Origin of the sequence: Achromobacter sp. DH1f (assembly GCF_000633435.1) — a bacterium.
GTDB classification, from domain to species: Bacteria; Pseudomonadota; Gammaproteobacteria; order Burkholderiales; family Burkholderiaceae_B; genus Achromobacter; species Achromobacter deleyi.
Genome location: NZ_AYMF01000025.1, coordinates 1 through 20,189 on the forward strand (window position 1 = coordinate 1; position 20,189 = coordinate 20,189).

Annotated in this window: 16 protein-coding genes; 4 read left to right on the forward strand and 12 right to left on the reverse strand. The window is 69.1% G+C overall.

Features of this window, described 5'->3' with window-relative positions; translation table 11 throughout:
- The 10 genes from U858_RS0120805 to U858_RS0120855 form a co-directional block, all read right to left on the reverse strand.
- Positions 1-1,114, reverse strand: a 1,114-nt coding sequence (locus tag U858_RS0120805) for an acyltransferase (RefSeq protein WP_025139091.1), incomplete at its 3' end; no start/stop codon positions are given.
- 8 nt (positions 1,115-1,122) lie between these two features.
- Entirely contained in the window at positions 1,123-1,953 is an 831-nt protein-coding gene (gene blaOXA / locus U858_RS0120810) for a class D beta-lactamase (protein ID WP_025139092.1), read from the reverse strand.
- A 34-nt stretch (positions 1,954-1,987) separates the two neighbouring features.
- Positions 1,988-3,688 (reverse strand): M56 family metallopeptidase, encoded by a 1,701-nt coding sequence (locus tag U858_RS34345; RefSeq protein ID WP_051593640.1) that lies wholly within the window; start codon positions 3,686-3,688, stop codon positions 1,988-1,990.
- The gene (locus U858_RS0120825; RefSeq protein WP_025139093.1) at positions 3,685-4,074 is read right to left on the reverse strand and encodes a BlaI/MecI/CopY family transcriptional regulator; all 390 of its coding nucleotides are present in this window, start codon (positions 4,072-4,074) and stop codon (positions 3,685-3,687) included. The genes U858_RS34345 and U858_RS0120825 overlap by 4 nt, the downstream gene beginning before the upstream one ends.
- A gap of 152 nt (positions 4,075-4,226) precedes the next feature.
- On the reverse strand, positions 4,227-4,553 hold the full coding sequence (locus tag U858_RS0120830) for a multidrug efflux SMR transporter (RefSeq protein ID WP_025139094.1): 327 nt from the start codon (positions 4,551-4,553) through the stop codon (positions 4,227-4,229).
- A gap of 111 nt (positions 4,554-4,664) precedes the next feature.
- Positions 4,665-5,552, reverse strand: coding sequence for an ABC transporter permease (locus U858_RS0120835; RefSeq protein WP_025139095.1), 888 nt, complete (start codon positions 5,550-5,552; stop codon positions 4,665-4,667).
- Positions 5,553-5,622: 70 nt separating this feature from the next.
- The gene (locus U858_RS0120840; RefSeq protein WP_025139096.1) at positions 5,623-6,603 is read right to left on the reverse strand and encodes an ABC transporter permease; all 981 of its coding nucleotides are present in this window, start codon (positions 6,601-6,603) and stop codon (positions 5,623-5,625) included.
- The gene (locus tag U858_RS0120845) at positions 6,600-8,186 is read right to left on the reverse strand and encodes an ABC transporter substrate-binding protein (RefSeq protein WP_025139097.1); all 1,587 of its coding nucleotides are present in this window, start codon (positions 8,184-8,186) and stop codon (positions 6,600-6,602) included. Before U858_RS0120845 ends, U858_RS0120840 begins: the two co-directional genes overlap by 4 nt.
- 61 nt (positions 8,187-8,247) lie before the next feature.
- Positions 8,248-9,951: a hydantoinase B/oxoprolinase family protein gene (locus tag U858_RS0120850; RefSeq protein WP_025139098.1), complete on the reverse strand. Its 1,704-nt coding sequence runs from the start codon at positions 9,949-9,951 to the stop codon at positions 8,248-8,250.
- Positions 9,948-12,095, reverse strand: coding sequence for a hydantoinase/oxoprolinase family protein (locus U858_RS0120855; protein WP_025139099.1), 2,148 nt, complete (start codon positions 12,093-12,095; stop codon positions 9,948-9,950). Before U858_RS0120855 ends, U858_RS0120850 begins: the two co-directional genes overlap by 4 nt.
- A 199-nt stretch (positions 12,096-12,294) precedes the next feature.
- Between U858_RS0120855 and U858_RS0120860 the strand changes: the two genes are divergently transcribed.
- Complete coding sequence (locus U858_RS0120860) at positions 12,295-13,932, forward strand: ABC transporter ATP-binding protein (RefSeq protein WP_025139100.1); 1,638 nt, start codon at positions 12,295-12,297, stop codon at positions 13,930-13,932.
- Positions 13,933-13,960: 28 nt separating this feature from the next.
- Here U858_RS0120860 and U858_RS0120865 read toward each other — a convergent pair whose 3' ends face one another.
- Positions 13,961-14,644, reverse strand: a complete 684-nt coding sequence (locus U858_RS0120865; RefSeq protein ID WP_025139101.1) for a M15 family metallopeptidase — start codon at positions 14,642-14,644, stop codon at positions 13,961-13,963.
- A 155-nt stretch (positions 14,645-14,799) separates the two neighbouring features.
- On the reverse strand, positions 14,800-15,507 hold the full coding sequence (locus tag U858_RS0120870) for a TetR/AcrR family transcriptional regulator (RefSeq protein WP_025139102.1): 708 nt from the start codon (positions 15,505-15,507) through the stop codon (positions 14,800-14,802).
- Positions 15,508-15,717: 210 nt separating this feature from the next.
- On the opposite strand from U858_RS0120870, the gene U858_RS0120875 reads away from it, so the two are divergent.
- Genes U858_RS0120875 through U858_RS0120885 form a run of 3 tightly spaced genes read left to right on the forward strand, consistent with a single transcriptional unit; the run spans position 15,718 to position 20,118 of the window.
- Entirely contained in the window at positions 15,718-17,874 is a 2,157-nt protein-coding gene (locus U858_RS0120875) for a TonB-dependent siderophore receptor (RefSeq protein ID WP_025139103.1), read from the forward strand.
- Positions 17,875-17,881: 7 nt separating this feature from the next.
- Complete coding sequence (locus U858_RS0120880) at positions 17,882-18,994, forward strand: ABC transporter substrate-binding protein (RefSeq protein WP_025139104.1); 1,113 nt, start codon at positions 17,882-17,884, stop codon at positions 18,992-18,994.
- Between the two features lie 5 nt (positions 18,995-18,999).
- Positions 19,000-20,118, forward strand: coding sequence for a siderophore-interacting protein (locus U858_RS0120885; protein ID WP_025139105.1), 1,119 nt, complete (start codon positions 19,000-19,002; stop codon positions 20,116-20,118).
- The last annotated feature ends 71 nt before the right edge of the window (positions 20,119-20,189 follow it).

Below are 20,189 nucleotides of genomic sequence, written 5' to 3' on the forward strand. Positions count from 1 at the left end.
CGGCGGTCGCGCGCGTCACGCCGAAAACCCGCCGCAGCGCCCGGTTCGCCGGGTTGGAATAGCACCCCGCCACGAGGGCGCCGATCAGGCCGGAGGCGGCCAGATAGGCACACAGCAAGGCCAGTCTGGCATCGCCGGGTGTCAGGGCGGGCGGCCACGCCGTGCGCAGCAGGCCCAGCACGACCAGATGCAGCAGGTAGATCTCGTAGCAGTCGCGGCCGCAGCGTCCGAGCAGGCGCTGCGCCAAGCCGGTGCGCGGCTGGTCTGTCGCCGGCCGACGCAGCAGCAGCACGGCCGTGCCCAGCGCCATCGCGCTGGCGCCCAGTACATTGCTGGCGCTGATGGGCCAGGCCAGGTAGAAGAGCAACATGGCGATGCCGACCGCTGCGTGCACGAGCCGCCGTTGCAGGAAGGCGGGTGGATGGCGGCGGGCAAGGACCGCGGCAACGCCACCGATGGCGATGGCGTCGAAACAGGCCAGGTAGCCATACAGATAGGCCTCGCTGCCGTCCTGGTGCGCCAGGCGATAGAGCGGGCCGGCGATGATGAGCGCCGCCGCCAGCACGCCGCGCATCCACGCGCGGCGCAGCAGCAGGCACGCCAGCGGAAAGAGCAGATAGAAGGCCAGCTCGACCGACAGCGACCACATCACGCCCAGGGCATAGTTGAGCCACCCCTCGCGGATCACCAGCACGTTCATCCAGCCCGTCAGCGCGGCCAGGTTGGTCGTCCACAGCGACACGGCGGCGTCCGGGCGGTTGCCAAACAATGCCACGCCCGCCAGCGCCAGGGCATTCACCACGGCCAGCGTCAGCAACAGCGTGGGCACGATGCGCGCCAGCCGCAGCCCGTAGAAGGGCGCGAGCCGCACGGCGCCCAGGCTGCCCCAGCGGTCCAGCGCGTTGCGCGTGACCAGATACCCCGAGATGACGAAGAACATCGTCACGCCATAGTTGCCGTTGCGTGCGATGGCGTGTAGCAGCGGCCAGCCCAGCAGACCGGCGAGCAGGGTGTCTTGCAAGGGATAGGCGATGTTGAAGTGGTGCAGCAGCACCAACAGGATCGACACGCCGCGCAGCGTGTCGATGCCGCCATCGCGCGCATCGGTCAGCATGGCGGGCGCTACTTTTGTGCCGCCGGGGCGGTCAGCGCCGGCCACTGGCTGATGAGTTCGTCGCGGGCCCGCAGGCCGGCGTTGGGCCGGGTGGCCTGTTCGTCCTGGATCAGGCGGGCGAACACTAGCTGGCGGCCATTCTTGCGGGCCCAGCCGACGAACCAGCCGTAGGCGTTGGCGGGCGTGTAGACGCCGGCATTGCCGGGCGATCCGGTGCCGGTCTTGCCATAGATGCGCCAGCCGTCGGCGCTGCCGGCTTCGAACAGGGTGTCGGCCAACTCGTAGGCAGCGGGCTTGACGGGCAGTTGCCGGTTGACGACCTGGCGCAGGAATCCAATCTGCTCCAGCGGCGAGATACGCAGCGACGAGATGATCCAGGCGCCTTGCGTGCCGTTGTGCTTGCCGGGCTCGCCCGAGACGTCTTCATTGCCGTAGCGGAACGCGGACGTGTACTGCTGGAAGCGCTGCGCGCCCAGGCGCTGGGCGATTTGCTGCGAATACCAGACCACGGAATACTTGATCCAGCGCGCCGGGTCGGTGGGCTGGCGCCAGGCGTCGCCGCCCCAGTCGGGGTAGCCCGGCTGGTAGTCCAGCACGGGCGCGTGCGGGCCTTGCAGGATGCCGGCGTCTGCGCCCATCAGGGCGATGGCAAGCTTGAAGGTCGACGCCGGCGTGTAGCGCGCGCCGCAGGCCTCGGCCGTGCCTTGCTGGAACACGATATTGCCCGTGGCGGCGTCGGCCACCACGGTGCAGAGTTCACGCGCCTGGGTGGGCGCGGCGGCCAGCGCCGTCAGGGAAAAGGCGACGCCCAGGGCGTGGGGCAAGAGTCGAACGGTCATGATCGATGCAGTCATCAGGGAAAAAAAACAATACTCAGGCGCGCGGCGTGCGCCCGTTGAGCAGAACCAGTGTCAGGTCGCGGTCGTCGATATGCAGGCGCATGGCCAGGCAGCGGCCCGCCTCGGTCGAGGCCCCGGTCTTGGACAGGCGAATGTCCCAGCCCTGCGCGCCGACCAGCGGGTTGGTATTGCGGTAGTGCAGCGACGCGCCGGCCGTGGCAACGGTCTCGGCGAGCGCGGTGGTGTCGCGGGCGATCTGCGGATAGGCGGACGCGGCGGCCATGATCTTGCCGATGTCCACGGCGCTGGCGCGGTTGGCGCCCGACAGGCCGGTGGGTTCTTGCAGCGTCGTGTGTTGCAGGTGCAGCGCGGCGGTCTTGCGCTGCAAGGCGGCCTGGAACGCGGTGGGACCGCCCGGGTAGCTGCGCGCCAGCGCATGGGCGGCGCGATTGTCGGAAGACATCAGCGCCAGTTTGAGCAGGGTGTCCAGCGTGGTGGCGGTGCCCACCGGCAGGGCGGATGGGGATGCCGCGGTGGCTTGCGCATCCTGTTCGTCGATCACGATGCGGCGGTCCAGGTCGGGCGCGGTGTCCAGCACGACCATGGCGGTCATCAGCTTGGTCAGCGACGCGATGGGCACGGCGTCGTTCTCGGCGCGACCGAGCAGGGTGGCGCCGGACGCGTCGTCCTGCAGCAGCACGTGCGTGGCGCCGCTGGAGGCGATCAGGGCCTGAACGCCGGGTAGCTGGGCCAGGATGTGGCGGGCTTCGGTGGCCGTGGGCGCTTGACCGGGCCGGGCCGCTTGCAGTGCGGGCCAGGCGATGAACCCCGTCAACGCCAGTGTCATCGCCAGGATGGGCCCGGCGGCCATGCGCCGCGCCGGCACGCTGGCGGGGGCGGCCAGGCGGCGGATGCGGTCCAGCAGATCGCCATCGCGTGCGGCAGGGGCGACAGCCGCGGGGGGGCGGGGGGCGTCGCTCAACCCATGCAAGGCGCGGGCCAGCGTCAACGGGCTGGGCAGCACCGAGGCGGCCATGGCGTCGGCAATGCGCTCGCGTTCGATGCGCAGGCGCTGCGACAGCCACCACACCGAGGGATGGAAGAACAGCAGCGCCTGGGCGGCATGCTGCAACAGGTTCACCAGGTAATCGTGGCGCCGTACGTGCGCCAGTTCATGCGCCAGCAGGGCTTGCAGCAGGTCGGCCGGCATGCCGGTCACCAGCGTGGCGGGCATCAGCACCACGGGCTTGAGCCAGCCGGCGGTGACGGGCGTGGCCAGGTGGTGCGCCACGCGCAGGCTGACGCCGCGTGCCAGGCCCAGGCGGCGCGACAGGTCGGCGGCGCGCGCCTGCCAGACCGGGTCGGCCCAGGCCTGGCTGCGGCGCAATTGGCCGCGCAGCCAGCCGATGCCCAGCAAGACTCGCACCAACGCCGCAAGGCTGCCGATCAGCCAGGCCAGCGCCAGCCACAGCGGCCAGCGGGCGGCGGCCGGCGCGGCAGGGTCCTGGCCCGTCGGCCCCGGCAACGCGCGCCAGGCCGAGGCCACATCGGCCGCCAGCACTGCCACGCAGGCGCACAGGGCGGCGCACAGCAGCGCATAACGCAAGCGATTGTCGCCAGGTCGGGTCAGCGCCAGCAGGCCCGCCGTGGCGGCGTGCAGGCACAGGATCTTCCAGGCCACGGCCGGCAGGCTGCCGCCGATGGCCCAGGCCGTGGCGAGCAGGTACGCGTTCACGGCTTGTCTTTGCGCAGCAGCGCTTCGATTTCGGCGCGGTCTTTCTTGCTGACGTGGCCATCGCGCAGCGCGGCCAGCACCAGCGCCTTGCCCGAGCCGGCGAAGGCGCGGCGGATCAGGTCCTTGACCAGGCCGCCTTGCGTGGCCGCCTGACTTTGCGCCGCCGCATAGACATGCGAACGCTCGCTTTCGTCGCGCGTCAGCAGGCCCTTGCCGTGCATGAGCTGCATCTGCCGCAGCACGTTGGCATAGGTCAGGTCGTCACGCTGGGCGGCCATGGCGGCGTGGACCTGCTTGACAGTGGCGGGGCCGGTTTCCCACAGCGCGCGCAGCACGTCGAGTTCGGCGCTGGTGGGCTTGGCGGCGGGCGGAGTCGTGGGGGGCATCGAGGCAGACGTGGACAGAAACGTTGATAGAACTATTTTTCTAGAATAGTTTTTCTAGAAAAAAATGTCTACTTGGATTTTCCGAGGCCTCGCCACACTCCTGCCGCGCGCCTGGGAACGGAAACGTTCGGGAGGGGGCGCGCAGACGCCGCTCAGTCCTTGGCCGGTGAAAGCGCCTTCAGGCCGACGATGCCCGAGATGATCAGGACAAAGCACATGACGCGCATGAAGCTGCGGTCTTCGCCCAGGAAGAGCGAACCATAGATGGCGGTGCCGACGGCGCCGATGCCGACCCAGACCGCGTAGGCCGTGCCCACGGGAATGGTGCGCGTGGCCAGCGACAGCAGGTACATGCTGACGCCGATGAAGAAGATGCAGAACAGGCTGGGGCCGAGGCGGGTGAAGCCGTCGGTGCGTGGCATGGCCGCCGCGTAGAAGACTTCCGCGACGCCGGCCAGCGCCAGATAGATCCATCCCATGCCGTTCCCCTTATTGCTCTGCACAAAAGGGGAAATATACCGGAGGGCAATGCGCGGGCGGCGCCAGGCCCATTCGCCCGGACCGCCCGCCAAACGCAGCGTTCATGCGCTTTACCGCGCCAGCCGGGGATTGAAGGCGTCGTTCAGCGCATCGCCCAGCAAGTTCAGCGACAGCACGGTCAGGATGATGGACACGCCCGGCAGCGCGGTCAGGTACCAGGCGGTGCGCAGCATTTCGCGGGCGCTGCCGATCATGCTGCCCCACGACACGGCGTTGGGGTCGCCCATGTTCATGAACGACAAGGCCGATTCCATCAGGATGGCGTTGGCAACCAGCACCGAGGTCGTCACGATCACCGGCGGCAGGGCGTTGGGCAGAATTTCCAGCAGCGCGATGCGGGCGTGGCTGTAGCCCAGGCTGCGCGCGGCCTGCACGAATTCTGATTCGCGCAGGGTGCGGAATTCGGCGCGCACCAGCCGCGCGATCACGGGCCAGGACGCCACGCCGATCGACAGCGCGATCACCGCCACCGACGGCCGGGCGATGGCGACGATGACCACCACGAGCAGGAACGACGGAATGGTCTGCAGCAGCTCGGTGATGCGCATCAGCGCCAGGTCGACCCAGCCGCCGAAATAGCCGGCGGCCGCGCCGACCGCGATGCCGATGACCAGGCTGAGCAGCGCGGCGGTAAAACCCACGGCCAGCGATACTCGCGCGCCGTGTGCCAGGCCGGCGGCCACATCGCGCCCCATGGTGTCGGTACCCAGCCAGAAGCCGGGGTCCTGGCCCGGCCACAGGATGGGCGGGCCGACCATGTCGAGCGGGTCGTTCGGAAACACCCACGGCGCGGTCACCGCGGCCAGCAGGATCAACAGCAGCAGCACGCCGCCCGCGACGGCGGCGGGGTTGGCGAGCAGGCGGCCCAGTGCGCCGCGGCGGCGCCAGGGCAATCGGGCGGGCGGGGCGCCCAGCGTGGATTCGATAGAAGCGGACATGGGGGAACTCAGGAAAGAAGCGGCGTCGTTTGAGCAGGCATTCGTGGCTCGGCCAAGCAGCAGGCGCCGTTCAGCGCGCGCGGATGCGCGGGTCCAGCACGGTCTGCAGCAGGTCGACCAGGATGTTGGCCACGATGACCAGCAGCGACGACAGCACCAGGATGCCCAGCAGCACGACGTAGTCACGACCCATGACGCTGTCATAGGCCAGGCGGCCCAGGCCGGGCCAGCTGAAGACGGTCTCGACCACCACCGCGCCGCCCAGCAGCGTGCCGACGTTCAACCCCGCCACGGTGGTGACGGGAATGAGCGCGTTGCGCAGCACATGGCGCAGCGCCACCGCGCGCGGTGTCAGGCCCTTGGCGTGGGCGGTGCGCACGAAGTCCTGGCGGTTCACTTCCAGCATCGAGGCGCGCGTGAGCCGCGCGAAGATGGCGACATAGAAGCTGGCCAGCGCCAGCGTGGGCAGCACCAGGTGGCGCGCCACGTCCAGCGCGTGCGCGAATCCGGTGGCGCCCGAGCCGATGGTGGAGACGCCGCCCGGCGGCAGCCAGCCCAGCTTGACCGACAGCAGGATGATGGCCATCAGGCCCAGCCAGAAGCCGGGCGTGGAATACAGCAGCAGCGCGGCCAGCGACAAGGCCCGGTCCAGCCAGCGGCCGGCAAAGCTGGCCATCAGCGCGCCCAGCGCGATGCCGGCGGCCAGGGCGCAGGCCAGCGCGCTGCCCATCAGCAGCACGGTGTTGCCCAGCCGGCTGAAGATCAGGTCCGACACCGGCAGGTTGTAGCGCGGCGACACCCCCAGGTTCAGCGTGGCCAGGTTGCGCAGGTAGTCGCCCAGCTGCTGCAGCACGGGCTGGTCCAGCCCGAAGTGCGTGCGCAGCGCCGCCATGCTGGCCTCGGTGGCCGAGCCGGACTCGGCCGCGATCACGTCCGCGGCATCGCCCGGCACGGCCTGCAGCAGGAAGAAGCTGAGCAGGACGACGCCGATGACCGTGGGCACGGCCTGCAGCAGCGAGCGTCCCAGGACGCGCAGGGTGCGTGCGCTCATGGTTGCAGGTAGACGTCGGCCAGGTTGGATTCCACGCCGTCGGCGGTCAGCGAATGGTCGTGCACGCGCTGGTTGGCGATGGTGATGAATTCGGGCTGGTACAGGTTCAGGTCGGGCACCTCGCGGGCCACGATCTGCTGGAATTCCTTGAACAGCTGCACGCGGCGGGCCGGGTCGTTTTCGACGGCGGCGGCTTCCAGCAATTCATCCACCTTGGGGTTGTTGTAGTGCGTGCCGTTGGAGAAGGGCACTCCCTTGATGAAGTTCTTTGACCAGTACAGGCGCTGCACGCCCACGGTGGGGTCGAACAGGTTGCTGGCGCCGTTGGTGGTGAACGAGAAGTCGCGGTCGGTGTAGACGCGCTTGATGAAGGCCGACGCATCCTGCGCGCGGACGGTGACGGCGATGCCGACGCGCGCCAGCGTGGTGCGCAGGTAGTCGGCCAGGCGCGGGCCGTCGGCGCCGATCGGGTTGTAGTCCAGCGTTACGCGATACCGCACGCCGTCGGCGCCCTTGGGGTAGCCGGCTTCGTCCAGCAGCGCGTTGGCGCGCTTCAGGTCAAAGGGGTAGGGCGTGACGGCCGGGTCGTTGTACGTCTTCAGGCCGGGCGCGATGGGCGAGTACGCCACCTGGCCGACGCCGTAGTTCACGACCTTCAGGATGACGTTGCGGTCGACGGCGTGGGCCACCGCCTGGCGCACTTTCTCGTCCTTGAAGAACGGGTCGTCCAGGTTGAATTCCAGCCGCGTGACGTTGTAGGAATAGCTGTTGCCCTTCGTCTCGAAGCGCAGCGTGGGCACGGCCTTCAGGCGCGCCAGGTCGGCCAGTGGCACGGGGGTGCGGTAGCCCAGGTCGGCCGTGCCGGTCTCGAAGGCGATGGCCGCGGCGGCGGGGTCGGCCACCACGCGCACGATCAGGCGGTCGATGTAGGGCTTGGGCTTGTCCCAGTAGTCGGGGTTGCGCTCATACACGATGTGGCTGCCGCGCACCCATTCCTTGAACTTGTAGGGACCGGTGCCGATCGGCGCGGACGTGGCCGGGTTGGTCAGCGGGTCGGTGCCTTCGTAGATGTGCTTGGGGATGATCGGCGTTTCCGTGGCGACGAAGGCGCGGATCAGGTAGGGCGCGGGCTTGGACAGGCGCAGCACCACGGTGTGGTCGTCGGGCGTTTCGATGGCGGTGACGTTGGCGAAGGTGTTGCGCCCGCGCGGGTGGATCTTCTTGAGCAGGTCGATCGAGAAGGCCACGTCGGCCGCGGTGAACGGCTTGCCGTCATGCCATTTCACGCCCTGGCGCAGCGTGAAGGTGTACACCGTGCCGTCGGGGCTGATGGTCCAGGCGGTGGCCAGCTGCGGCTCGGGCTTCAGGTCGTAGTCGTACTTCAGCAGGCCTTCGGTGACCTTGGCGCTGACGCTGAGAATCGGCGTGGCGACGTTGCCCACGGTGACCAGCGCGGTGGGTTCGGACGGCAGCAGCAGCGTCAGCGTGCCGCCGCGGGCGGGTTCGGCGTGGGCGTATGGCGCGGCGGCCAGCAGAAGGCCGGAGAACAGCAGTTTCAGGAAGGGACGGCGGAGCGGTTTCATGGTCGTCGGCAAAGAGGGGGGGACGCCCGGCGCGCAGGGCGCCGGGCCGGGGTTCAAGGGATCAGGTGGGGGCGACGGGGCGGCCGTAGGCGTCTTCGGCCTGCGCGGCGCTGACCAGGCCGTACTGCACGTCGCGTTGCAGGCGGGCGTCGGGGCGTCCGGCAGGATCGCCCAGCCCGCCGCCGCCGGGGGTATGCACCACCAGGCGTTCGCCGGCCGGGATCAACTGGCGGCCCTTGGCGCGCAGCACGGCGCCGGACGACAGTTCCAGGCGGCCGCCGGCCCCGGCCTGGCCGCCGAGCGCGCCGCGGGCCGGATGCACCACGCGGTCAAAGGCGGCGGCGATGATCATGCCGGCCTGCGGATCGGCGTGGCGCACCACGATGGTCTGGCCCAGGCCGCCGCGTACCGTGCCCGGGCCGCCGGAATCCTGGCGGTATTCCTTTTGCTCGAATACCAGCGGGTTGGCGCTTTCCAGGATTTCAAGCGACACGTTGCGCACGCCGCTGGGGTAGGACGTGACCGACAGGCCGTCCTTGCCGGGCCGCGCGCCGGTGCCGCCGGTGGAAAAGCTGGTGGCATTGAAACGCCGGCCGGCCAAGAGACTCTGCTGCTCTGCCTGCGTGGCGCCGGCCAGCGGCTCGCCGCCCACCAGGTGCAGGTTCCACAGCGACGAGGCGCCTTCGGCGGGCACCTGGTCGGCGCGTGCCTGGCGCAGGGCGCCGAACACCACGTCGGGCAGCATCTGCCCGATGATGTGGCGGGCGGTGACCGCGGCGGGAAAGCGCGCGTTCAGAATGGAGCCTTCGGGCGCGGATACTTCCACTAGCGACAGCGAGCCGGCATTGTTGGGCACATCGGCGCCGATCAGGCAGCGGATGCCGAACGAGGTGTAGGCGTCGGTGTAGGCCTTGACCACGTTGATGCCGCGCGTGACGCTGGGCGAGGTGCCGTCGAAGTCCACCAGGATCTTGCCGGCCTGCACCGTGACGCTGGCTTGCAGCGTGATGGGGGCGTCGTAGCCGTCGATCACCAGCGTGTTGTGCCAGGTGCCCTGGGGCCATTGCGAGATCGCCTGGCGCATCGCCTGGGCCGACTGCTCGACGATGTAGCCGCCCAGCGCGTCCAGGTCGGCCAGCTGGAATTCCGTCAGTAGCGACTTCAGGCGGCGACCGCCGATGTCGTTGCAGGCCACCAGCGCATACAGGTCGCCTTCGACCTGTTCGGGTTCGCGCACGTTGGCGCGGATGATGGCCAGCACGCCGGGGTCGACCTGGTGCTGGTGAAAGAACCGCAGGATCGGCAGGAACAGGCCTTCGTGATAGACCTCCAGCCCGTCGGCGCTGCTGCCGATGCCGCCGATGTCGATCACGTGCAGCGTCGAGGCAAACAGCGCCACCAGCGCGCCGTCGTGGAACACCGGCGACACCATGGTCATGTCGAACAGGTGGCCGGTGCCTTTCCAGGGGTCGTTGGTCAGCAGCACGTCGCCGTCTTTCAGCGTGTCGGGCGGGAACACTTTCAGGAAGTGCTTGACCGACTCGGCCATGGCGTTGACGTGGCCCGGCGTGCCGGTGACGGCCTGCGCGATCATCCGGCCGTCCGGCAGGAAGACGCCGGCGGACAGGTCGCCGGCCTCGCGCGTGGCGGTGCCGAAGGCCGAGCGGATCAGGACCTGGGCCTGTTCTTCCACCACCGACAAGAGGCGGTTCCAGGCCAGCTGGAAGCGGATGCGTTCCTGGGGCGTGTGTTGTTGCGTACTCATGCTGCGTGTTCCTTTCCAGCGCGCGGCGCCGAGGCCGCCTGGATGTCGTCCAGCACCAGCGAGCCGAGCCGGCTGCGCCGCGCCTCGAAGCCCGCGGGCACAAAGGTGGTGGTCTCGTCTTCGACGACCAGCGCGGGGCCGCTCAGCTTCTGCTCTGCGTCCAGCGCCTGGCGTTCATAGGTGGGCACGTCGGCCCAGCGGTTCTGCTCGAAGTCGTACAGCGCGCGCGTGCCGGACGAGCGCGCCGCGGTGGCCGGGCCGCTGGCGATGTGGTCGCGCGGCCGTTCGCGGCGCGCGCCGGCCTGGGCGGCGACCGACCAGCTGACGGTTTCGGGCGCGACGTGCGGCAGGCTGCGGCCATAGAGCTGCGCATAGCGTTCGGCGAACGTGGCGTCCAGCTGGCGGCTGGCGGCGGCGTCGAAGGGGCCGTCCGGCAGGTCGACGGGGATCTCGTGGCCCTGGCCGCTGTAGCGCATGAAGACCACGCGCTTGTGGCTCAGCGGCGCATCGGGCGCGGCGCGCCGCACCACGGTGTCCACGCCCGCGGTCAGTTCGTCCAGCAGGCGCTGCACGGCGGCGTGGTCGATCGTGGCCAGGCGTTGATGAAAGCTGCGCACGGCCTGGTAGGCAATGGGCGCCCACAGGAAGCCCACCGCCGAGCCCACGCCGGCCGATTCCGGGATGATGACGCGGCCGATGCCCAGCTTGCGCGCCAGCCGCGCGGCATGCAGCGGCGCCGCGCCGCCAAAGGCGATCAGGGTGTGTTCCTCGGCGGCCTTGCCCAGTTCCGATGCGTGCACACGGGCGGCGTTGGCCATGTTCTCGGTGACCACGTCGATGATGGCCTGCGCGGCCTGCGGGCCGTCCAGGCCGGCGGCCGCGGCCAGGTGGGTCTCGATGGCGTGGCGCGCGCGTTCGGGCTGCAGGCTGACCTTGCCCACGGCGAAGCGGTCGGGCGTGACCGTGCCGATCAAGGCGTGCGCATCGGTCACCGTCGGCAGTTCGCCGCCGTTGCCGTAGGCGGCCGGGCCGGGCGACGAGCCGGCGCTGTCGGGGCCGACCTGCACCACGCCCAGGTGATTGACGCGCGCGATCGAGCCGCCGCCCGCGCCGATCTCGACCATCTCGATGACCGGGATGCGGATGGGCAGGCCGGAGCCCTTCAGGTGGCGGTGCACGCGACCGAATTCGAAGCTGCGGCTCACTTGCGGTTCGAAGTCGTCGATGTAGCAGATCTTGGCGGTGGTGCCGCCCATGTCGAACGACAGCGCGCGGGCGGCGCCGGTCTGCTCGGCAATGTGCTGCGCCAGGATCGCGCCGCCCGCGGGGCCGGATTCGACCAGGCGCACCGGTTCGTCGACCCCGGTCTGCAAGGTGGCGATCGAGCCGCCGGACGTCATCAGGAACGGTTCGCCGCGCAGGCCGCGTTGGCGAGCGGCCTCGTTCAGGCGGCGCAGGTAGCCGGACACCTGCGGCTGCACATAGGCATTGGCGCTGACGGTGGAAAGGCGCGGATACTCACGGATTTCGGCGCACACGTCGGACGACAGCGACACCCACAGCTGCGGCGCGTGTTCGCGCAGCAGCGCGCGGATGCGGCGTTCGTGGTCGGGATAGGCGTAGCTGTGCAGCAGGCAGACGGCCACGCTTTCGACGCCGGCACGGGTCAGCTCGCCGGCCAGCGCGACCACCTGGGCCTCGTCCAGCGGCGTCAGCACCTGGCCCTGGGCGTCGACGCGTTCGGTGATGCCATGGCGCCAGGGGCGCGGCACCAGCGGTTCGGGCTTGTCCAGGAAGATGTCGTATTGCGCGAAGCGATCTTCCAGGCCGATCTCGACCAGGTCGCGAAAGCCGGCCGTCGTCAGCAGCGCGGTGCGCGCGCCCTTGCGTTCGATCAGCGCATTGGTGGCCAGCGTGGTGCCCAGGATCAGCAGGCTGACCTGCGGCCAGGACAGCCCTGCCTGGTCCAGCAGCTCTTCGATGCCTTGCAGCACGGCGGTCTCGGGCGCGTCCGGCGTGGTCAGCAGCTTGGCGGACCAGCGGCGGGGTTCTTGTTCAAGGACGATGTCGGTAAACGTGCCGCCGACGTCGACGGCAACGCGAACCGGCGCCGTCGAGGCGGTCTCGGAAGGGGATAGGGACATGGGGGCGGAAGGAGAGAATGCGAAGGGGAAACGCGAGGCGCCCGGAGGCGTCCGGTGTGCAAAACCCTGATCCTAAGCACTCCGCGTGCCGGCTAGAAGGACGTTTTCCGCATGTCGATATGCGGATTCCGAGCGGTGATTTGCTTATCGCCGAACGGTCGTTAGACGCATGCGGCCCGCGTCTTACCATCGCCGTCTCATGACCGAATTGCTCCGCATCCAGAACCTGACCGTCGACCTGCCGGCGGGCGCCGACCGCCCGCACGCGCTGCACGACCTGTCCCTGTCGGTGAACGCCGGCGAAATCGTCTGCGTGGTCGGCGAAAGCGGGTCGGGCAAGTCGCTGACCGCGGGCGCCATCCTGGGCCTCTTGCCGCAGGGCGTGCGCGCCAGCGGCGGCCAGGTGCTGTGGCAAGGGCAGGACCTGCTGCGCCTGCCGCCCGACGCGTTGCGGCGCCTGCGCGGCCATCGCATCGGCATGATCTTCCAGGAACCGATGACGGCGCTGAACCCCTTGCGCACCATCGGCGACCAGATTGCGGAAGTGTTCCGCACGCATACCCGCTTGGCCGGCGCCGAGATCCGCCGCCGCACGCTGGAACTGCTGGAATCCGTGCGCCTGCCGGACCCGGCGCATGCGCTGGGCGCCTACCCGCATGAGTTATCCGGCGGCCAGCGCCAGCGCGCCATGATCGCCATGGCCTTGGCCCTGGAGCCCGCGCTGCTGATCGCCGATGAACCGACCACGGCGCTGGACGTCACCACGCAGGCGCAGATCCTGCACCTGATTCACGACTTGCAGCGGCGGCGCGGCACCGCGGTGTTGTTCATCACGCACGACTTCGGGGTGGTGGCGGAAATTGCCGACCGCGTTGCCGTCATGCAGCGCGGCGTGCTGGTGGAAAGCGGTGCGGCCGACGAGGTGCTCGAACGCCCGCGCCATCCCTACACCCGCGCGCTGATCGCCGCCGTGCCGCCGCTGGCGCCCGCCGCCAGCCGACAAGCCGTGGCGGCGGACGCACCCAACATCCTGACCACCCAGGCCCTGTCCAAGACCTATCGCAAGCGCGGCTGGTTCGGCCAGCCGGGCCGCGTCACGCATGCGCTGGACGACGTGACGCTGGCGCTGCGCGAAGGCAGCACGCTGGGCATCGTCGGTGAAAGCGGTTCGGGCAAGTCGACCCTGGCGCGCACCCTGCTGGGTTTGCTGGCGCCCGATGCCGGGGCCATCACGCTGGCCGGCGACACCGTGACGTTCAAAGGCAGCCGCGCCCGGCGCGAGCATGCGCGGCGCGTGCAGATGGTGTTCCAGGATCCCTATGGGTCATTGAACCCGCGTCAGCGCGTGGGCGAGATCGTGGCGCGCGGCCCCATCGTGCATGGCATGCCGCGGCGCGAGGCCTGGGCCCAGGCGCGCGAATTGTTCGAACTGGTGGGCCTGTCGCCGGACGCCCTGCGCCGCTACCCACATGAATTTTCCGGCGGCCAGCGCCAACGTGTCGGACTGGCCCGCGCGCTGGCGATGCGGCCGCGGGTGCTGATCGCCGACGAACCGGTATCGGCGCTGGATGTGTCGGTGCAGGCCCAGGTGCTGGCCCTGCTGGCCCGCCTGCGCGAACAACTGGGCCTGTCCATCGTCTTCATCACCCACGACCTGCGCGTGGCCGCGCAGGTGTGCGACCACATCGCCGTCATGAAGAACGGCCAGGTGGTCGAACAAGGGCCGTGCGCGGAGGTCTTCGCGGCCCCCGCGCATCCCTACACCCGTGCGTTGCTGGCGGCCGTGCCGGGGCACCGGTGGGATCCGGATGCGGCGGCCGCGCGGCAGGCGGCTTGAGGTTTTCCCGGGCCTGGCGAGACGGCAATCATTGATCGTCGGGCAGCACGATATTGCAGACGTGATTGCGGTAAATGTCCTGAATGCGTGGCAACGCGATGTCCTTGCCGAGCATGTCCGCCTCGCGGATCGCCTCGGTCAGGATTTCGACGGAAACTTGTTGCAGCGCGGGCATCGATAGCGGGGCGTAGCTCAGGTGCCAGGGTTCTGGATACATGCCGCCCTGGAATCGCTTGTAGGGTCTGAAGAATCCATATTTGCCGATGTTTTCATCCAGCCAGTGATGCAATGCTTCGAAGATGCCGCCAGGCGCTACCTCTTGCGGCAGCAGTTGGGGCTCGTAGCCCGATGACAATGCCGAACCATCGACGACGTCGATCTCGGTGCCCCATTGATGGCGGCTACCACCCGGCAGCGCCGACCAGTTCAGGATGTGGTCGACCACTTGCTCCGGTGAGAGTATCGAGAACTCCCGAACCTTGCCGTCCATGTCGTATAGCGGCTTCTTGCCGATGAACTTGTGGTTCCAGATACGCAACTGCGTTCCGAAGTCGCGAAACGTACTGAAGGGATGAAGCTCGAATCCCGCCAGCCGTGCATCCTCTCGCATCGCCAGAAAGGCTTCGCCTGCCTCGTGCTGTGCCGCGAAACGAGGCGCTGAGAATTGCTCGACGTGTGTGCGGGTTCTTCCGGTCAGTTCGTATTCATTCATGTCTGGATCATCGTCGTGTTGGACGCGTGTGAATGGCTCGGGCCTATTTTCCTGCAGATCACAGACACGCAGCCGGCGCGGACCCGAATTCTGCGCGTGCTCGTGATCTTGGGCGAAGGGGGAGGCCTTGCGCCTCATTCCCGCCAATGAGCAGGTTATGGCATGTGGGCGGAAGCGGGCCGCGCCGCGCCCTGCATGAACAGCGCCCACGCCTGCTCGAAATACGCCTCTTGCTCGGCGGCGCCGGCAAAGCGCGTCTCGCCCAGCATGGTCGCCACCAGCGGCTTGATCGACGTGGCGTACAGCAGCTGTTCGGCGATGAACAAGGCATCGCCTGCGCGTAGCGCATGGGCGGCCTGCGCCGCTTCGACCAGGCCGGCCAGGCGGCGCATGAAGGGGTCTTCGGCGGTGGGCGTGGGCGTCACGCCCTTGGCCGGCACCGCTTCGCCCAGCGCCACGCGGTTCAGCGCCACCAGTTGCGGCCGCAGGTTCACGCCCAGCAGGGCGCGCGCATAGCGGCGCAGCCGTTCCTCGGGCGGGCCGTCGGCGGCCATACAGGCTTCCAGCTCGGCCACGATTTCACCGCGAAAGCGTTCCATCATGGCGGTGAACAGCGCGCTCTTGGACGCGTAGCGGCGGTAGATGGTGTCTTTGCCGGCCTGGCAGGCATCGGCCACCTGTTCCATCGAGGTGGCCGCATAGCCTTGCGCGGCGAACAGACCTGCCGCCACGTCCAGGATGCGCCGTTCCAGCTGGGCCGCCGCTTCCTTGGTGGGCCGGCCGCCTTGCGCCTTTTTACGGGGCGGCGCGGCCTGGGGCTGCGGGGCGGCGGTCGAGGTCGCGCGGGCGGGTTTCGGGGGCATCCAGTCGGTCCGGGGTGGGGTGTCGTCGATGGCGGCATTGTCCCGCAGGAAAGCCGGGGGTGCAAATAACCATACGGATAAATCCCGTTATCACCCAGATTCTATCTTCGTCAAGCGGATTATTTTCGACTCAATAACTGGACGATGTCGTCCCGTTTATGGGATTATGATTGCAATTGAGATTTCTTTTCATTTGCAACAGGTGTTGAAATGGCGATTGATGTCCGGGAAGCCGTGATCCTCGGCACGGTGTCGGGCTTGCTGGTGGCGGCGGGGGCCGCCCAGGCGCAGGAACAGGCGGTGCAGCAACTCAGTCCGGTGGTGGTGCGCGGCGTGGCGCTCGACCCGGTCGACACGGGCGACCGGGTCTGGCTGCCGGTCAACACGTCGGCCACCAAGACCGGCACGCCGGTGCTGGAAACGGCGCAGTCGGTCAGCACCGTCACGCGCAAGCAGCTCGACGAGCAGGCGCCGCAGACGGTGAGCGAAGCCTTGCGCTACACGGCCGGCGTGCTGTCCGACCGCGATAGCAACACACGCTACGACTCGGTATTCCTGCGCGGCTTCGGTGCGTTCGGCACCGCTACCAACTACGTCAGTTTTCTGGATGGCCTGAAGCTGCCGCGGGGCCAGGCCTTTGCGCAGACGTCGATCGATCCCTACCTGCTGGACCGCATCGACGTGCTCAAGGGGCCGTCGGCGCTGCTGTACGGCCAGATCAGCCCGGGCGGCCTGGTGAACCAGGTCAGTCGCCGGCCGTCCGACCAGGCCTCGCACGAGATCCTGCTCGAAGGCGGGTCGGAAGGCCGGGCGCAGGCCGGCTTCAGCTCGGCCGGCGCGCTGAATGCGGACGGCACGCTGCAATACAGCGTGGCCGCCATCGGCCGCCGCGCCGACAGCCGCTACAGCGGCGTGAAGGAAGGCCGCGTCGGCGTGGCGCCGTCGATCACCTGGCAGCCGAATGGCGACACCACGTTCACCCTGTCGGCCTACTACCAGAAGGACCCGGACGGCGGCTATTTCAATTCGCTGTATCCCAAATTCCTGGCGCCCTCGCAGTACAAGGACGACCTGGGCCGCAAGCTGAACATCGGCGATCCGGACTTCGATGCCTTCAAGCGCGAACAACATGGCATCGGCTACCAGCTTGAACACCGCGCCAGTTCGACGCTGACGCTGCGTTCGCGCCTGCGCTATTCCGACGTGGACGTGGATTTCCGCTCGCTGCAGATGGCCGCGCCCATGACGGCCGACGGCATCATCGCGCGCCAGGCGCTGCGGTCCATCGAACACGTGCAAGGCGTGTCGATGGACAACCAGGCGCAGTTCGACTTCGCCACCGGCGCCGTGCAGCACACGCTGCTGACCGGCCTGGACTACCAATACACGCGCAGCGACTGGCGCTACAACTGGGGCCCGGCGCCGTCCTTGAACGTTGCCAACCCGCAGTACGGCGTGCCCATCGGCGCGCTGACCACCATCATCGACAGCGGCCAGACGCTGCGCCAGACCGGTGCCTACGTGCAGGACCAGCTGCGCTTCGGCGGTTTCCGCGCCACGCTGGGCGTGCGCCACGACTGGACCGAGCAGGACACCGACAACCGCCTGGCCAAGACGTCCACCGACCAATCCAGCGAGGCCACCAGCTACCGCGCGGGCCTGTTGTACCTGTTCGACAACGGCCTGGCGCCGTACGTCAGCTATGCCACCTCGTTCGAGCCCAACGTGGGCGTGGACGCCAACGGCGCGCCGTTCGTGCCGAGCAAGGCGCGGCAATACGAGGTCGGGCTGAAGTACCAGCCTACCGGCGTGGACGCGCTGTTCACCGTGTCGGCGTTCGACATCCGGCAAAGCGATGCGCTGGTGCCGGACCGCTTCGGCTTCAACACGCAGGAAGGCCGTATCCGCTCGAAGGGCCTGGAATTCGAGGCGCGCGGCCAGGTCACGAACAACCTGGAACTGATCGCGGCGCTGACGCTGCTGGACACCAAGGTGACGCAGGCCGCAGTGGCCGAGAACAACGGCAAGCGGCCGCAGGCGGTGCCGGACTACTTCGGTTCGGTCTGGGCCAACTACCGCTTCGGCAGCGGCGTGCTGGAAGGGCTGAAGGCCGGCGCCGGCGTGCGCGTGGTGGGCGGCAGCTACGCCGACAACGCCAACAAGGTCAAGGCCGATGGCTACACGTTGATCGACGCCGCGCTGCGTTACGACTTCGGCGCCACCATTCCCAGCCTGAAGGGGCTGGAAGGTCGCTTGAACGTGAACAACGTGTTCGACAAGACCTACTACAGCAGCTGCAGTTCCGACTACTTCTGCCAATACGGCAACGGCCGCCAGATCGTGGCGGGCCTGCGCTACCGCTGGTGAGGACGGCATGATCGACAGGCGCCAATTCTGCGGGGGGCTGTTGCTGGCCGGGCTGGGCGCGGGGCGCCTGGCCGTGGCCGGCCCGCCGCGCACGATCACCGACCTGGCGGGCCGCACGGTCACGCTGGCCGGCACGCCCCGTCGCATCATCCTGCTGGAAGCGCGTGACCTTTTCACCATGGGGCTGTTGCAACCGGACCCGGCCGCCAGCGTGGTGGGCTGGGCCGCCGTGGACCGCATCGACAGCAGCGGCCTGCAGGCGCAGTTCGAGCGCGGCCGCCGCATTCCCGTGGTGGGCAAGCAGGCGCCCACCACGATCTCGCTGGAAGGCATCGTCAACCTGGCGCCCGACCTGGTGGTGGCCAGCGCCTTCATGGCGCCGCCGGGGCAGGGCGGCCTGGTGGACCGCCTGGCGGGCCTGGGCATTCCCGTGGTGTTCAGCGACGTAGCCAGCAACGCCGATGCGCCGCAGGCCGGCTCCATAGACACCCTGCACCGCCATGTGCGCCTGTGGGGCGAAATCCTGGACGCGCGCGACCGCGCGGCCGCCTACCTGGCGTTTGTCGACGCGCATCTGGCCGAGGTCGCGCGCCGGCTGGCCGGCGCGGCGCCGGTCACGACCTACCTGGAAGTGCAGTCCACGGTGGACGATTGCTGCTGGGCCGCGGGCAAGCAGGTGTGGGGCGAACTGCTGGCGCTGGCAGGCGGGCAGCCCTTGCCGGGCGTGACCGCGCCGTGGTTCCAGAAGCTGCAGCGGGAATACCTGCTGGCCACGCCGCATGATGTGTATATCGCCTCGGGCGGCGGCTGGGCGTCGAGCGGGCGGCCGGCTATCGGCCCGGGCCTGGACCCTGCCCAAGGCCGTGAAGGCCTGCGCCGGCTGGTGGCGCGCCCCGGCTTTGCCGACCTGGCCAGCACCCGCCATGGCCGGGTGCACGGCATCTGGACCGGCCTGATCAGCATGGCGCCGCTCAACGTCCTGTTCGTGGAAATCGCGGCCAAGTGGCTGCATCCCGACCGCTTTGCCGACCTGGACCCCGCCCACACGCTGGCCGAGATCAACCGGCGCTTCCTGGCCGCGCCGCTTGGCGGGCCGCTGTGGGTCTCTCTTGTGGAGTGAATCGCTTGTCCCCTGACCAAGACCGGCCCTGTACGGCCTCGGCCCGCATCGCGTTCGCGACGCTGGCCGATTATCTCGACCCCATCCTGGCCTCGATCGCCACGCACGACATGACGGTGACGCCGGACGGCGATGCGTACCGGGTCACGGCCGCCTTCGGCCAGGCCACGCTGCGGGCGCTGCCGGGCGAACTGCTGATCCAGGTACAGACCCGCGACCGCCAGGCGCTGAACCGCATGAAGCATGCTCTGGCCGGCCCCATCGGCTTCATCGCTGCGCGTGAACGGCTGCATATCGAATGGACCGGCGACACCGGTGGCCTGGCGCCGCTGGCGGACCTGTGGGTAGTGCGCGTGGCCGCCGTGCAAGCGTTGACGCCGCACCTGCGCCGCATCGTGTTCCAGGGCGACGACCTGACCCACCTGGACCGCGCCGACCAACTGCATTGCCGCCTGATCTTCGCGCCCAGGGGCGACGCGGCGCCCATCTGGCCCATGCTGGACGATGCCGGCCGCGTGGTCTGGCCCGGCGGCAAGATGGCGACGCGGGTCTACACCCTGCGCGCCGTCGACGTGGCGCAGGGCACGCTGACCATCGATTTTGCGCTGCATCAGGACGCCGGCCCGGCGACCCGATGGGCGCAGGCCGCCGCTCCCGGCGACCAGGTGGGCCTGGTGGGCCCGGCGGCGGGCGGTCCGAAACCGGCGCCGTTCCGGGTGTTCGTGGGCGACGAAACCGCGCTGCCGGGCATTGCCCGCATTCTGGAAACGCTGCCGGCCGATGCCCGCGGCCACGCCTGTATCGAAGTGCGCGACGCGGCCGAAGAACTGCCGTTGCAAAGGCCGCCTGGCGTCCAGCTGCACTGGCTGCATCGCGGCCCGGCGCCCGCCGGCACCACCCCACTGCTGCCGGATGCGCTGCGCGCGCTGCCCTGGCCGGCGGATCCGGGCGACGTTTTCGTCTGGGGCGGCTGCGAGCACAAGGCGTTTCGGGCGATCCACCACTATCTGAAGCACGAGATCGGCCTGGCGCCCGGCCAGCAGGTGCTGTATTCCCACTGGCACTGCCGGCTGAGCGAAGAACAGATCATCGAGATCGGCGCCGAGGCGTACCTGCCGGAGTAGGGGCGGCACGCTTGCCGGGCCGGCCGCCGTCGAGTGCCTGGGCGGCAATCGGGCCGGGATACACCAAGAAA